The sequence below is a fragment of the Streptomyces sp. NPDC102462 genome (assembly GCF_044765425.1).
Taxonomy (GTDB): domain Bacteria; phylum Actinomycetota; class Actinomycetes; order Streptomycetales; family Streptomycetaceae; genus Streptomyces.
Window position 1 is genome coordinate 43,179 of record NZ_JBIWKB010000058.1, and the last position, 13,547, is coordinate 56,725.

The 13,547-nt window shown below is 74.1% G+C and carries 10 protein-coding genes, 1 other RNA gene and 2 pseudogenes; 9 read left to right on the forward strand and 4 right to left on the reverse strand.

Annotation, left to right across the window (positions count from 1 at the left end; genetic code table 11):
- Positions 1 to 294: 294 nt before the first annotated feature.
- From ACIRFL_RS34935 to ACIRFL_RS34945, 3 genes are read left to right on the forward strand one after another with little or no spacing between them, the layout of a single operon-like run.
- Entirely contained in the window at positions 295 to 1,155 is an 861-nt protein-coding gene (locus ACIRFL_RS34935; protein WP_404036819.1) for a MaoC/PaaZ C-terminal domain-containing protein, read from the forward strand.
- Between the two features lie 29 nt (positions 1,156 to 1,184).
- Positions 1,185 to 2,261: a Zn-dependent alcohol dehydrogenase gene (locus tag ACIRFL_RS34940; protein WP_404036822.1), complete on the forward strand. Its 1,077-nt coding sequence runs from the start codon at positions 1,185 to 1,187 to the stop codon at positions 2,259 to 2,261.
- Positions 2,262 to 2,278: 17 nt separating this feature from the next.
- A complete protein-coding gene (locus ACIRFL_RS34945; RefSeq protein ID WP_404036825.1) occupies positions 2,279 to 3,181 on the forward strand; it encodes a 3-oxoacyl-ACP reductase in 903 nt (300 codons plus the stop codon).
- 313 nt (positions 3,182 to 3,494) lie between these two features.
- On the opposite strand, the gene ACIRFL_RS34950 is transcribed toward ACIRFL_RS34945, so the two are convergent.
- On the reverse strand, positions 3,495 to 3,647 hold the full coding sequence (locus ACIRFL_RS34950; RefSeq protein ID WP_404036828.1) for a hypothetical protein: 153 nt from the start codon (positions 3,645 to 3,647) through the stop codon (positions 3,495 to 3,497).
- An 887-nt stretch (positions 3,648 to 4,534) separates the two neighbouring features.
- Positions 4,535 to 5,540 (reverse strand): annotated as a pseudogene (locus ACIRFL_RS34955) (hypothetical protein); the annotation flags it as partial.
- A 188-nt stretch (positions 5,541 to 5,728) separates the two neighbouring features.
- On the opposite strand from ACIRFL_RS34955, the gene ACIRFL_RS34960 reads away from it, so the two are divergent.
- The 3 genes from ACIRFL_RS34960 to ACIRFL_RS34970 are packed head-to-tail and all read left to right on the forward strand — an operon-like array spanning position 5,729 to position 9,033.
- Positions 5,729 to 6,616 (forward strand): Nif3-like dinuclear metal center hexameric protein, encoded by an 888-nt coding sequence (locus ACIRFL_RS34960; RefSeq protein WP_404036831.1) that lies wholly within the window; start codon positions 5,729 to 5,731, stop codon positions 6,614 to 6,616.
- On the forward strand, positions 6,613 to 7,356 hold the full coding sequence (locus ACIRFL_RS34965) for a zinc ribbon domain-containing protein (protein ID WP_404036842.1): 744 nt from the start codon (positions 6,613 to 6,615) through the stop codon (positions 7,354 to 7,356). Before ACIRFL_RS34960 ends, ACIRFL_RS34965 begins: the two co-directional genes overlap by 4 nt.
- A 12-nt stretch (positions 7,357 to 7,368) precedes the next feature.
- Entirely contained in the window at positions 7,369 to 9,033 is a 1,665-nt protein-coding gene (locus ACIRFL_RS34970; protein WP_404036834.1) for a bifunctional RNase H/acid phosphatase, read from the forward strand.
- Between the two features lie 555 nt (positions 9,034 to 9,588).
- Here ACIRFL_RS34970 and eda read toward each other — a convergent pair.
- A complete protein-coding gene (gene eda / locus ACIRFL_RS34975) occupies positions 9,589 to 10,224 on the reverse strand; it encodes a bifunctional 4-hydroxy-2-oxoglutarate aldolase/2-dehydro-3-deoxy-phosphogluconate aldolase (protein WP_404036837.1) in 636 nt (211 codons plus the stop codon).
- Positions 10,225 to 10,299: 75 nt separating this feature from the next.
- On the reverse strand, positions 10,300 to 11,082 hold the full coding sequence (gene yaaA / locus ACIRFL_RS34980; RefSeq protein WP_404036844.1) for a peroxide stress protein YaaA: 783 nt from the start codon (positions 11,080 to 11,082) through the stop codon (positions 10,300 to 10,302).
- 163 nt (positions 11,083 to 11,245) lie between these two features.
- Between yaaA and ACIRFL_RS34985 the strand changes: the two genes are divergently transcribed.
- From ACIRFL_RS34985 to rnpB, 3 genes and pseudogenes are all read left to right on the forward strand, one after another.
- Positions 11,246 to 12,121 carry an AraC family ligand binding domain-containing protein gene (locus ACIRFL_RS34985; RefSeq protein WP_404036840.1) on the forward strand — a complete coding sequence of 292 codons (876 nt, stop codon included), beginning with the start codon at positions 11,246 to 11,248 and terminating at the stop codon, positions 12,119 to 12,121.
- An 82-nt stretch (positions 12,122 to 12,203) separates the two neighbouring features.
- Positions 12,204 to 12,920, forward strand: a pseudogene (locus ACIRFL_RS34990) (DMT family transporter); the annotation flags it as partial.
- A 115-nt stretch (positions 12,921 to 13,035) separates the two neighbouring features.
- Positions 13,036 to 13,439: RNase P RNA component class A (rnpB, locus tag ACIRFL_RS34995), an RNA gene on the forward strand.
- Positions 13,440 to 13,547 lie beyond the last annotated feature (108 nt).

Sequence of the window (13,547 nt, forward strand, 5' to 3'; positions counted from 1 at the left end):
GAGCGCCCCGTGGGGAACTGCGCGCCCAGCCACGACGGCGGGGCAGTCGGCCGACGGCGTAACACGGCCGTACCCGCGGAGCGCCCCGCTGACGGGGTGTCAGGAGGGTTCACAAGTACCGTGGGCTCGGCTATACAAGGGGCGCCGGACTGGAACGCGTTCTAGGTCGGCCCGTGACGACCTCGGCGCGGCCGACGGTGCGGACGGCCGCGCCGGGGTCTTGGCACCGCGGAGAGCCGCGGTGCCCCACCCGCCCGGCCGCCCCCGCCGGCCGCCGCCCGTGTCAGGAGCCGTATGCCCATCGACGCAGCCAAGGCCCTAGCCGCCGAACCCCGCTCCCGGGAGATCGCCTGGGACCACAAGGACGTCCAGCTCTACCACCTCGGCATCGGCGCCGGCCGGCCCGCCACCGACCCCGGCGAACTGCGCTACACCCTGGAGTCCCGGCTGCACGTCCTGCCCGCCTTCGCCACCGTCGCGGGCAGCGGCTCGCCCGGCGTGATCAGCGGCCTGTCCATGCCCGGCATCGAGGTCGACCTCGCCCGCGTCCTGCACGGCGGCCAGTCCCTCACCCTGCACCGCCCCATCCCGGTCGCGGGCACCGCAACCGCCACCGGCCGGATCGCCGCCGTGTACGACAAGGTCAAGGCCGCCATCCTCGTCCTGCGCACCGAAGTCACCGACGCCGACGGCCCGTTGTGGACCGGCGACGCGCAGATCTTCGTACGCGGCGAGGGCGGCTGGGGCGGCGACCGCGGCCCCTCCACCCCACTGGAACCGCCCGCCGGCGACCCCGACCTGACCGTCGAGCGCCCCACCCGCGAGGACCAGGCCCTGCTCTACCGGCTCTCCGGCGACTGGAACCCGCTGCACGCCGACCCCGATTTCGCCAAGTCGGCCGGGTTCGACCGGCCCATCCTGCACGGCCTGTGCACCTACGGCATGACGCTCAAGGCCGTCGTCGACACGCTGCTCGACGGCGACGTGACCCGGGTCTGCGGCTACACCACACGTTTCGCCGGGGTGGTGTACCCCGGCGAGACGCTGCGCATCCGGATGTGGCGGCAGCCGGGCGCGGTCAGGGTCGCCGTGAGCGCCGTACGGGAACCGGACGAGGCACCCGTCCTCACCGACACGATCGTCGAACACGCCTGAGCCAGACCGCTGTTGAGGGGAGCCGCACCATGCGCGCAGCCGTACTGCACGAGATCGGCCAGGACAAGCTGGAGGTCCTCGACGACATCGAGGCGACGGGGTTCGGCCCCGGCAAGGTGAGGATTCGGGTGCGCGCCACGGGGCTGTGCCACTCCGACCTGTCCGCCATGAGCGGGGTGCTGCCGCAGCCGGCGCCGTTCGTGCCCGGCCACGAGGGCGCGGGCGAGGTCCTGGAGGTGGGCGAGCACGTCACCGCCCTGAAGCCGGGCGACCGCGTGGTGATCTGCTGGCTGCCCGCCTGCGGCGCCTGTCCCGCCTGCGGGCGCGGCCAGACCGAGCTGTGCCTGGCCGGATTCATGAACGCGGGCACCCCCAACTTCAAGCGCTCCGGCGGGGACCTCTTCGGCTTCGCGGGCACCGGCACCTTCGCCGAGGAGGTCGTCGTCGACGCGGGCTGCGCCGTACCGATCCCGGACGACGTGCCCTTCGACATCGCCGCGCTCATCGGCTGCGGCGTGACCACCGGCCTCGGCGCCGCCCTCAACACCGCGGACGTCGAGGCCGGTTCGTCGGTCGCCGTCATCGGCTGCGGGGGCGTCGGCATCTCCGCCGTCCAGGGCGCACGCCTCAAGGGCGCCGCGGAGATCGTCGCCGTCGACCCGGTCGCCTCGCGCCGCGAGTCCGCGCTGCGCTTCGGCGCCACCCGGGCCGTACCGCCCGAGGCACTGGCCGACGCCAAGCAGCAGGTCACCGGCGGCGAGGGCTTCGACTACGTCTTCGAGGTCGTCGGCCGCTCGGCCACCGCACGTACCGCCTACGAGAACACCCGGCGCGGCGGCACGCTCGTCGTGGTCGGCGCGGGCGCCATGGACGACTTCCTCAAGCTCAACATGTTCGAGCTGTTCTTCGACGAGAAACGGATCCTGCCGTCCATGTACGGCGGCGGCGACGTGCTGCGCTCCTACCAGCGCACCATCGCCCTGTGGCGGGCCGGCCGCGTCGACCTGGAGGGCCTGATCACCCACCGGGTGCCGCTGGCCGAGATCAACGAGGCGCTGGACCAGATGCGTACGGGGACCGCCCTGCGCACCTGCATCGAGATCTGACGGGGAGCCGGAGCCGTATGTCACTGCCACTCGAAGGCCGGTCCGCCATCGTCACCGGCGCCGGACGCGGACTGGGCCGGGCCGAGGCGCTGGAACTCGCCCGGCTCGGCGCGGCCGTCGTCGTCAACGACTACGGGCAGTCCGCCGAACAGGTCGCGGTGGAGATCCGTGCGGGCGGGGGCCGGGCCGTCGCCCACACCGGGGACGTCGCGGACTTCGCCCGCGCCCGGGAACTGGTCGCGCTCGCGGTCGACGCGTTCGGGAGCCTGGACATCCTGGTCAACAACGCCGGCATCCTGCGCGACCGCATGGTCTTCGCCATGTCCGAGGACGAGTGGGACTCGGTGATCCGGGTCCATCTCAAGGGCCACTTCAACACCATCCACTTCGCCGCCGCGTACTGGCGGGAGCGGTCCAAGGCGTCCGGGGGGCCGGTCTACGGGCGGATCGTGAACACCTCTTCAGAGGCGTTCCTGGTCGGCTCGGCGGGCCAGCCCAACTACGCCGCGGCCAAGGGCGGAATCGTCGGCCTGACCACCTCCACGGCGCTGGCCCTCGCCAAGTACGGTGTGACCGCCAACGTGATCTGTCCGCGCGCCAGGACCCGGATGACCGAGGACGTCTTCGCCGGCATCGCCGTCCCCGACGAGGGACTTGACCCGCTGGCGCCCGAGCATGTGGCTCCGCTGGTCGGCTATCTGGCCGCGCCCGCCGCCGCGCGGGTCAACGGGCAGCTGTTCGTGGTCCACGGCGGCATGGTCGCGATCGTCGAACGGCCGCGCGTCCAGGCGAAGTTCGACAGCAAGCAGGACGCCTTCAGCTACGCCGAACTGGACGCACTCCTCACCCCGCACTACGCGTCCCGCCCCCCGAGCGAGACCTTCGCAGCAGCAGAAGTACTCACCCTCAAACGCGCCTGACCACACCGCTGAGCACTGGCGCCGGCGCTGCCTCGGGTACGCCCGCGGGCCTGCCCGGCGCCGGGCCGCCCGGTCTGCGCACCGGTTGCACCGCGCGGCTGCCCGGTGTCCGACGTCCGCCTTGGCCGCCCCCGGGTGGGCACACGGAGGCGCGGCGGCTGCCGGTGTCCATGCGTGCGTGCGGCTCGGCGGGCGGTCGCCTTGGTGGTGTGGGGGTGGGCTCAGGTGTGCGTGATGGTGTTTGCGTGGAGGGTGTGCGCGGGGGAGGGGGCCGGGGGTCGGGTGACGTCGGTCCCCTCCCGCCGCGGTACCGTCAGGCCGCCGACTCCGTCGGCTCCGGCTTGCGGTGGCGGCCGCTCGGGGCCGTCTCGCCGTCCTGGGCCGAGACCGGCCCCCGGTGCTTGCCGTGTCCGTCTGTCTCCTGAGAGCCGGCAGACAGCGGCTGCGTCGTGCTGGTGTCGCTCATCGGAAGAATTCACCCCGTCAACATCATCTTTCGTACAGCCGGGCGAGTCTAACCGGCGTACCTCGGCCCTGATCCAGGCGGGCACGCCAACCGGCACTACTTCGTTACAAGGCGTCCCAGGGGAGCCTGTTGCAGCGGCACGGGACGCAGTGCAACCGGTCGCGGAGGCTCCGATTCCACCGCCTCCGGGACGGCCACGGACCCCCCGGCCACCGCCGAAGCGTGTGCCCCGTCCAAGCCCCCGTACACCCCCCAGTCCACCGCCCACTCACCGGACGCCTCCCAACCACGCAACGCCACCTCGTCGCGCCCCGCCAACTCCTTGGGCACAGGGGAGCCTTCGGACGCCGCCGAGCCGCCGGGCACCGTCACATCGCTGGGCGATCTCGTGTCGCCGGGCGCCGCCCAGCCCCCGGCCACCGCCCAGCCGCGCGCCGAGGGCCGGTCGGGCGCTGCTGCCCAGCCGGGCGCCACAGGCCGGCCGGGCGCCGCGGCCCACCTGTCGGGCGCCGGCGAGTCGCCGAGCGCCCTCGCGCCGTCGGCCGCCACCCAGTCCTCGGCTGCCGCCCGGCCACGCACCGTCGGCCGATCGCCCGCCACCGCCTGGTCGCGGACCGCTACCTCCTTGGCCACCGCGGAGCCTTCCGGCACCGTCACTCCGCCGGGCGCCGCCGCTGCTGCCAAGCCTGGCGCCGCCGACGCGTCACGTACCGCCAAATCCCCGGCCACCGCGAAGACTTCGGGTACCGGCACGCCGCCGGGCGCCCCCCAGCCGCGCTCCGCAAACCGGCCGGGCGTCGATGTCGCCGAAGCGTCGGGGGCCGGCGGTGGGGTGGCCGCGGTGGCCCGGGAAGCGGAGGGTGGTGGGGTTGTGGGGGGTGTCAGGTGGGCCAGGCCGCAGGGGATCTGCGGGGTGGCGTACGGGAGGAGCAGTACGCCGTCCTCGGTCCACCGTCCCGCGCCCGTCAACCACCCGGCCGGCGCCGGGAGATGGGACAGCTGCCGGTCCGCGGGCCGCCACACCGCGATCCAGCGGCCCAGCGGCCCGTCCACGCGCAGCGCCACCGCGCAGCGCTCCGGCGTCAGCGCCTGCCCCGGCTGGATCGCGAACGGCGTCACCACGCAGTCCGGCATCCGCAGGCTGTCCGGGAACCGCACCGGCAGCGTGCTGCCCAGCACGCCCCAGCCCAGCCGCTCCCGGCCCGGCGAGGGCGCGTCCGAGGCGATGAGCAGCAGCCCGCTGTCCGGGTCGGCGAGCAGCAACCGGTCGTCGCTGTCGGCCGCGATCTGCAGCAGCGGCGACACCTCGCCGCCCCGCTCCAGATCCACCACGACCGCCTTGGTGCGCCCGCCGGCCTCCCGGTCCAGGGCCAGCAGCCGCCCCGTGCGGTCCAGCCAGACCCCGCCCGTGCAGCGCCCCGGCACCTCGGCCAGCCGCTCGGGCCCGAAGGCGCCGCCCGCGACCAGCCACACCGTCGTGGAGCGCCGGCCGACCGCGAGGGCGTACGCGTACGCCCCGCCCGGGGCCGGCGGCAGCAGCCGCAGCCGGGTGCCCGGGTCCGCGGACTCCACCGCGCCCAGCGGCAGCTCCCCGGTGCCCGGCCCGGTCGGGTACAGCAGCGAGAACACGTGCCGCCCCGCCACCAGCCGGTGGATCAGCACCCGCCCGTCGCCCATCGGCTGCACCTCGGTGCCGGGCTCCTCCGGCTGGTTGCCGGGCAGCGGCACGGCGTACGGCTCGGGGCCGTCCAGCGTCCAGCGCTCCGGGTAGCGGGAGCCGCCGTCCAGCGCGAGCCGGGCGGCGTAGGCGCCGTCCGCCGTGATGGTGCAGCCCGTCTCCGGCACACCGCCGTCCGCGCCGGCCGCCGAGGGTTCGATCGCACACGCCGTCATCGTTCGCTCACCTCCGGCGACGAACGTAGTTTTCGCACGCACAGCCGTGACACCGACGAGCAGCCTCTTCACACAAAGGGGTGGCCGCGTAACGATTCTCCTGAGGAAACAGGGATCCATGTGCTGCGCGGGCACCCCGCGTCCGCGGCCGGTACGTCCCCGCGGAACAGGCGGGTAGCCTTTCTCCCGTGCCCCGTCTGTCTGAAGTCATCGCCGCGCTGGAGACCCTGTGGCCCGCCGAGCGGGCCGAGTCCTGGGACGCGGTCGGCACGGTCGTGGGCGACCCGGACCAGGACGTCCGCCGGGTGCTGTTCGCGGTCGACCCGGTGCGGGACGTCGTGGCGGAGGCGGTGGGACTCGGCGCCGACCTGCTCGTCACCCACCACCCGCTGTATCTGCGCGGTACGACGACGGTCTCGGCCGGCACCTTCAAGGGCCGGGTCGTGCACACGCTGATCAAGAACGACATCGCCCTGCACGTCGCCCACACCAACGCCGACACCGCCGACCCGGGCGTCTCCGACGCGCTCGCCGGGGCGCTGGACCTGCGCGTCGTACGCCCCCTCGTTCCGGACCCCACCGACCCGGCGGGCCGCCGCGGCCTCGGCCGGGTCTGCGAACTCGACCACCCCCTCACCGTGCGCGAACTCGCCGCCCGCGCCGCCGAGCGGCTGCCCGCCACCGCGCAGGGCATCCGGGTGGCCGGCGACCCCGAGGCGACCGTCCGCACGGTCGCGGTCAGCGGCGGCTCGGGCGACAGCCTGTTCGACCGGGTCAGGGCGGCCGGAGTGGACGCCTTCCTCACCGCGGACCTGCGCCACCACCCGGCCTCCGAGGCCGTCGCGCAGACCCCGCTCGCCCTGCTCGACGCGGCGCACTGGGCCACCGAGTGGCCCTGGTGCGAGCTGGCCGCGGCCCAGCTCGACGAGATCTCCGACCGGCACGGATGGGACCTGCGCGTCCACGTCTCCAAGACGGTCACCGACCCCTGGACCGCCCACGCGGCGTCCGCCACCGCCCTTCCACCGGGCGCCACGCGCGCCCCCTCTTCTCACGCACCGGGAGCCCCCAACTGAACGCCGCCCCCGCCGACCAGATCCGACTCCTTGACGTCCAGGCCCTCGACGTACGCCTTCAGCAGCTGGCGCACCGGCGGAAGTCGCTGCCCGAGCACGCCGAGATCGACTCGCTGACCAAGGACCACACCCAGCTGCGCGACCTGCTCGTGGCCGCGCAGACCGAGGAGAGCGACTGCGCCCGCGAGCAGACCAAGGCCGAGCAGGACGTGGACCAGGTGCGCCAGCGCGCCGCCCGCGACCAGCAGCGCCTCGACTCCGGCGCGGTCACCTCCCCGAAGGACCTGGAGAACCTCCAGAAGGAGATCGCCTCCCTCGCCAAGCGGCAGGGCGACCTGGAGGACGTCGTCCTCGAGGTCATGGAGCGGCGCGAGGCGGCGCAGGAGCGGGTGGGCGAGCTGACCGAGCGGGTGGCCTCCGTACAGGCGAAGATCGACGACGCGCACGGCCGCCGGGACGCCGCGTTCGAGGAGATCGACGGCGAGGTGGCGACGGTGACCAAGGAACGCGAGGTCATCGCCGGTGCCGTGCCCGCGGACCTGCTCAAGCTGTACGACAAGCTGCGCGAGCAGCAGGGCGGCATCGGCGCGGCCAAGCTGTACCAGCGCACCTGCCAGGGCTGCCGCCAGGAGCTGGCCATCACCGAGCTGAACGAGATCCGAGGCGCCGCGCCCGACACGGTCGTACGCTGCGAGAACTGCCGCCGCATCCTGGTGCGTACCGGCGAGTCGGGTCTGTAAGGAGCCCTGGGCGTGCGGGAGTTCATCGTCGAGGCGGACGGTGGGTCGCGCGGCAATCCGGGTCCGGCGGGCTACGGCGCCGTCGTGCTCGACGCCGTGACCGGCCAGGCGCTGCTGGAGGCCGCCGAGTACATCGGCATCGCCACCAACAACGTCGCCGAGTACCGGGGGCTGCTGGCCGGGCTGCGGGCGGCGCGTGACCTCGATCCCGGCGCGGCCGTCCATGTCCGCATGGACTCCAAGCTGGTCGTCGAGCAGATGTCGGGCCGCTGGAAGATCAAACACCCCGACCTGAAGCCGCTCGCCGCGGAGGCGGCCCGGGTCCTGCCGCCCGACCGCGTCACCTACGAGTGGATCCCCCGGGAGCGCAACAAACACGCCGACCGCCTGGCCAACGAGGCGATGGACGCGGGCCGCCACGGCAAACAGTGGTCTCCGACGAACTCGACGGCCTCCCTGGACACGGGCGGGACTGGGAATGCCGCCGGGCCTCAAGATGCGTTTGGGCCGAAGGATGCCGGCGGGCCTAGTGATGCCGCTGGGCCACAGGATGTTGTTCGGCCGCAGGATGCCGCTGGGCGCCGGGCCGGGGTTTCGGATGCTGCCGGGCCACACGATGCAGGTGGGCCTCAAGCTGCCTTTGGGTCGCAGGATGCCGGTGGGCCTAGTGATGCCGCTGGGCCGCGGGATGCCGCCGGGGCACGGGGTGCCTCTCGGCCGGGGGCCGGGGTTTCGGATGCTGCTGGGCCACAGGACGCCGCTGGGCCAGGGGGTGTCGCTGGGCCAAAGGGTGCCGTTCGGCCAAAGGGTGCCGCTGGGCCTGGGGGTGCCGCCGGGCGTCTGGACGCGGTGGGGCCTCGGGACTCGCAGGTGGGCCCGTCGGGTTCATCCGCTCCGTCGGCTCCCTCCGCGTCGCGCGGTGGGGTGGGCGCGGTGCTTGAACCTTCTGCCACCGGGGCCCGGGGCACCGGTGGTGGAGGCAAGGCGGGCGCCGATGTGCGGGCGGCGCGGGCCGTGGCGACGCCGAGCGCCGGCTGGGCGCCCGCGGATCTCGGGGCCCCGGCCACCTTGGTACTGCTGCGGCACGGGGAGACCCCGCTCACCCCGCAGAAGCGGTTCTCCGGGAGCGGCGGCAGCGATCCGTCCCTGTCGGACGTCGGCCGGGAGCAGGCGCGGCGGGTCGCCGCGGCCCTCGCCCGGCGCGGCACCGTCCAGGCGATCGTGTCGTCACCGCTGGCCCGTACCCGGGAGACCGCCGCGATCGTCGCCGACCGGCTCGGCCTTGACGTGGCCGTCGCGGACGGGCTGCGCGAGACGGACTTCGGCGCCTGGGAAGGGCTCACCTTCGGCGAGGTCCGCGAGCGCCACCCGGACGACCTGAACGCCTGGCTGGCCGACCCCGAGGCCCGCCCGACCGGCGGCGGCGAGAGCTTCGCGGCGACCGCGGCGCGGATCGCCGTCACCCGCGACGAACTGGTCACCGCGTACGCCCGCCGCACCGTGCTGCTGGTCACCCACGTGACCCCGATCAAGACCTTCGTACGCCTGGCGCTGGGTGCCCCGCCCGAGTCCCTGTTCCGCATGGAACTCTCGGCGGCGTCCCTGTCGGCGGTGGCGTACTACACGGACGGCAACGCCAGCGTCCGCCTGTTCAACGACACGAGCCACCTGCGGTGAGCTTCGCAGGCTGGGCTGTGTCGAGCCCTGTTGAGGGGCTGGGCAGGCTGATTCCTGCGCCAAGGTGAGCGTCCAGCTCCGCGGGTTCGGTGCCGAGTAGGTGGGCGTCACGTCTCCGAACCGGAGTGCTGCGCCACGCTGAGTGTCACACGGCTGGGGCCTATTGAGCAGCGCGGGCCGGGCGGAGTTCCACGCCGAGTCGAGAGCGATGCCGCCGACCGGAGCCGCGCGCCGCGGGCGTCACATCTGCGAGCTGGAGCGTTGGGCCACGTCGGGGCGTCCTGCCGTTGGCCGGAGCCCCGCGGCCGCGGTAGGCGTCACGCGACCGAGCGGGAGCCTCGCGCTGAGTTGAGGGTCGGGTGATCGGCCCGAGCCCCGCGCCGCGGTAGGCGGTGCGCGGCCGAGTCGGCTTCCGTGGCGCGTCGAGCGTCCTGCCGCCGGCCGGAACCCCGCGCCGAGTTGGGCGTCCTGCCGTCGGTCGGAGCCCCGCGCCGCGGTAGTCACGCGACCGAGCGGGAGCCTCGCCGCGTCGAGGGCCATCCCGTCGGCCGGAGGTCACGTCGGTGTGGCGGTCACGCGGAGGCTCGCTGCCTCGCGGGCCAGGGTTTCTATGCGGGCCCAGTCGTGGGACGCCACCGCGTCCGGTGGCACCATCCAGGTGCCGCCGACGCAGCCGACGTTGGGCAGGGACAGATACTCCGCGGCGTTCGCAGGACCGATCCCCCCGGTCGGGCAGAACCGGGCCTGTGGCAGCGGACCGGCCAGCGACTTCAGATACGCCGTGCCGCCGGCCGCCTGCGCCGGGAAGAACTTCATCTCCCGCACCCCGCGTTCGAGCAGCGCCACCACCTCCGACGTGGTCGACACCCCCGGCAGGAACGGCACCCCGGCCCCGGCCATCGCCGCCAGCAGCGCATCCGTCCAGCCGGGGCTGACCAGGAACCGCGCCCCGGCCGCGCACGCCTGCGCCACCTGCTCGCGGCCGAGGACCGTACCGGCGCCGACCACCGCGTCCGGCACCTCCGCGGAGATCGCCCGGATCGCCGCCGGCGCGGCGGGCGTCCGCAGCGTCACCTCGATCGCGGGCAGCCCGCCCGCGACGAGCGCCCTCGCGAGCGGTACGGCGTCGGCGGCGTCCGCCAGCACGACCACGGGCATGACGGGCGCGAGATCCAGCGGTGATGAGGACATGCCGCTCATCCTGCCCGCGCCGAGCATCCTGCGCAAAGGCCGTTGCGTAGAGTGCAACGCATGCCCAGGGTGGCGTCAGTGCACGTCGTCGACCAGCACGTCCAGGGACCAGGTCCGGCCCGCCCGCGCGGGCGCCTGCGCCTCCACCACGTACCCGAGATCCCGCAGCGCCGTCACCAGCTCGCGCGGATCCTTCGGCGCGGCACCGGAGGACAGCAGACTGCGCACGATCCGCCCCTTCGTCGCCTTGTTGAAGTGGCTGACGACCTTCCGGGTCGGCGCGTGCAGCACCCGCACCGTCGCCGTACGCCCCGCCACCTCGCCCTTCGGCTGCCACGCGGCGGCATACGCGGCGGACCGCAGATCGAGCACCAGCCCGGCACCGGCCGCCGCGGGCAGCACGTCCGCCAACGGCCCGCGCCAGTGCGCGCCCAGCGCCCCGAGCCCCGGCAGCCGTACCCCCATCGAGCAGCGGTACGACGGGATGCGGTCCGTCACCCGGAGCGCACCCCACAGCCCCGAGAAGACCAGCAGGGACCGGGCGGCGCGCCGCTTGGCGGCCGGATCCAGGGAGGCCAGGCCGAGGGCGTCGTACAGCACACCCGTGTAGATCTCGCCGGCGGGCCGCGCCCCGGCCGTACGCAGCCCGGCGTTCTTGGTGACCTCGCCGCGCAGGCCCTCGCTGAGCCCCAGCACCTCGCGCGCCTTGACCTCGTCCCCCGCGCACAGGTCGACCAGCTCGTCGAGGACGGCCGCACGGGCGGCGGCCAGCCCCGGCAAGGACAGCGACTCCGGCTTCAGCGGGGCGCCACGGCCGGACGCGGCCTTGCCTTCGGACGGCGGCAGCAGGACAAGCACCATGACAGCAAGGACTCCTTCACTCGACCTCCGCGCCAGCGTACGGCGTACGACCACGAGGCAGCCGACCCGGCGGCGGCACCCCGATGTCCCGGCGGCATCCGGGTGGGACCCCGGCACCCCGGCACCCCGGCACCCCGGCGGCATGGAACCGGGCCGCAAGATGTTGCACCAGACGGTTCCGGGCGGGAGAACACGAAGGGGTGTGGGGCCGGTGGCCGAACAGGCACTGTGGACGAGGGCGCGCCTGGGCGACTGCGGCCCGCCGCTCGACCTGCTGACCGCCCGCTTCCAGCGGCACGTCTACGCCCCGCACGCGCACGAGGAGTTCACCATCGGCGTGTGCGTCGGCGGCGCCGAGGTCATCGACTACCGCGGCGGCCGCATCCGCACCGGCCCCGGCTCCATCATCGTGCTCGCCCCCGGCGAGATGCACACCGGCGGCCCCGCCACCAGCACCGACGGCTACGCCTACCGCGCCCTGTACGCCGACCCTGCCCTGCTCGCCGACGGCACCCTCGACCGCGTACCGCACTTTCGCGAACCCGTCCTCGCCGACCCCGAACTCGCCGCCGCCCTGCGGTGCGCGCACACCGACCTGAGCGCCTGCCCCGACCCGCTGGAGGCCGAGTCCCGGCTGCCGTGGCTGCTCACCGCGCTGGCCCGCCGGCACTCCACGGCACGCCCGGCCCCCGACCTCGTACCGGGCGCCTCGGCGATCGCCCGCGCCGTCCGCGACCGGCTCGCCGACGAACTGACCGCCCCGCCCGGCCTCGCCGCCCTCGCGACCGACTTCGGCCTGTCCCGCTACCAACTCCTGCGGGCGTTCCGTACGACCATGGGGATACCGCCCTACGCCTGGCTCGCCCAGCACCGGGTGACCCGGGCGCGCGGCCTGCTGGAGGCCGGCCTGCGGCCCGCCGAGGTCGCCGCCCTCGTCGGCTTCGCCGACCAGGCGCACCTCACGCGCTGGTTCCGCCGGGTGCTTGGGGTGACCCCGTCGGCGTACCGCAACAGCGTTCAAGACGCCCGCCGGTGAGCGCCCCGAGACTCACCGCATGACTGCACGCGGCTGGTTCCTGTTCTCCCTGATGGGAGTCGTCTGGGGCATCCCCTATCTGATGATCAAGGTGGCGGTGGACGCGGTGTCCCCGTCGATGGTGGTGTTCACGCGCTGCGCCCTCGGCGCGCTCCTCCTGCTTCCGTTCGCGCTCCGCCAGGGCGGCCTGACCGGGACCGTACGGGCGCACTGGCGGCCCATGCTGGCCTTCGCGTGCATCGAGATCATCGGCCCCTGGTTCACCCTCACCGACGCCGAACGGCACCTGTCCAGCTCCACCGCCGGCCTGCTGATCGCGGGCGTCCCGATCGTGGGCGTGCTCCTGGCCCGGTTCTTCGGGGACACGGAACGGCTCGGCGCCCGGCGGCTGACGGGCCTCGCGCTCGGCCTCGGCGGCGTCACGGTCCTCACCGTGCCCCATCTGACCGGCGGCGACGCCCGCTCCCTCGGCGAGGTGCTGCTGACGGTGCTCGGCTACGCCACGGCCCCCCTGATAGCCGCCCGCTGGCTCAAGGACGTACCGTCCCTGCACCTCACGGCGCCCTGCCTGGCCCTGGCCGCCCTGGTCTACGCGCCGGCCGCCGCCGCGACCTGGCCGTCGGCGATGCCCTCCGCGCAGGTGCTGGCCTCGCTGGCCGGCCTGGGCGTGATCTGCACGGCGGTGGCCTTCGTCGCCTTCCTGGAACTGATCAAGGAGGTGGGCCCGACCCGGGCCACCGTGTTCACGTACGTCAACCCGGCGGTCGCCGTCGCGGCGGGCGCGCTGTTCCTGGACGAGCCGCTGACGGCCGGTGTCGCCGCGGCGTTCGCCCTGATCCTGGCCGGTTCGGTGCTCGCCACGGCCGCCGGTCCGCGGCGCCCCGCACGCCCGGTAACATGGTCGACACGGCAGACGAGCCGGGCGGACGGCCGCGTGGAGTCCCCCTAGGGGGCTTCCCGAGGAACGTCCGGGCTCCACAGGGCAGGGTGGTGGCTAACGGCCACCCGGGGTGACCCGCGGGACAGTGCCACAGAAAACAGACCGCCCGGCGCTCCGGCGCCGGGTAAGGGTGAAACGGCGGTGTAAGAGACCACCAGTGCCCAGGGTGACCTGGGCAGCTAGGTAAACCCCACCCGGAGCAAGGTCAAGAGGAGCGCCGTGAAAAGCGCTCTGCGCGGACGTTCGAGGGCTGCCCGCCCGAGTCCGCGGGTAGACCGCACGAGGCCGGTGGCAACACCGGCCCTAGATGGATGGCCGTCACCCCGGCTCCCGCGAGGGACCGGGGAACAGAACCCGGCGTACAGCCCGACTCGTCTGCCGCCACCTGCGGCCTGCGTTCCGCGTAATTCAGCGTCCTAGAGTCACGAATCTGGGGTCTGACCTGCGCGGACATGGGTGAGGGCGCCTGAGAGGCGTTTCTCTAGG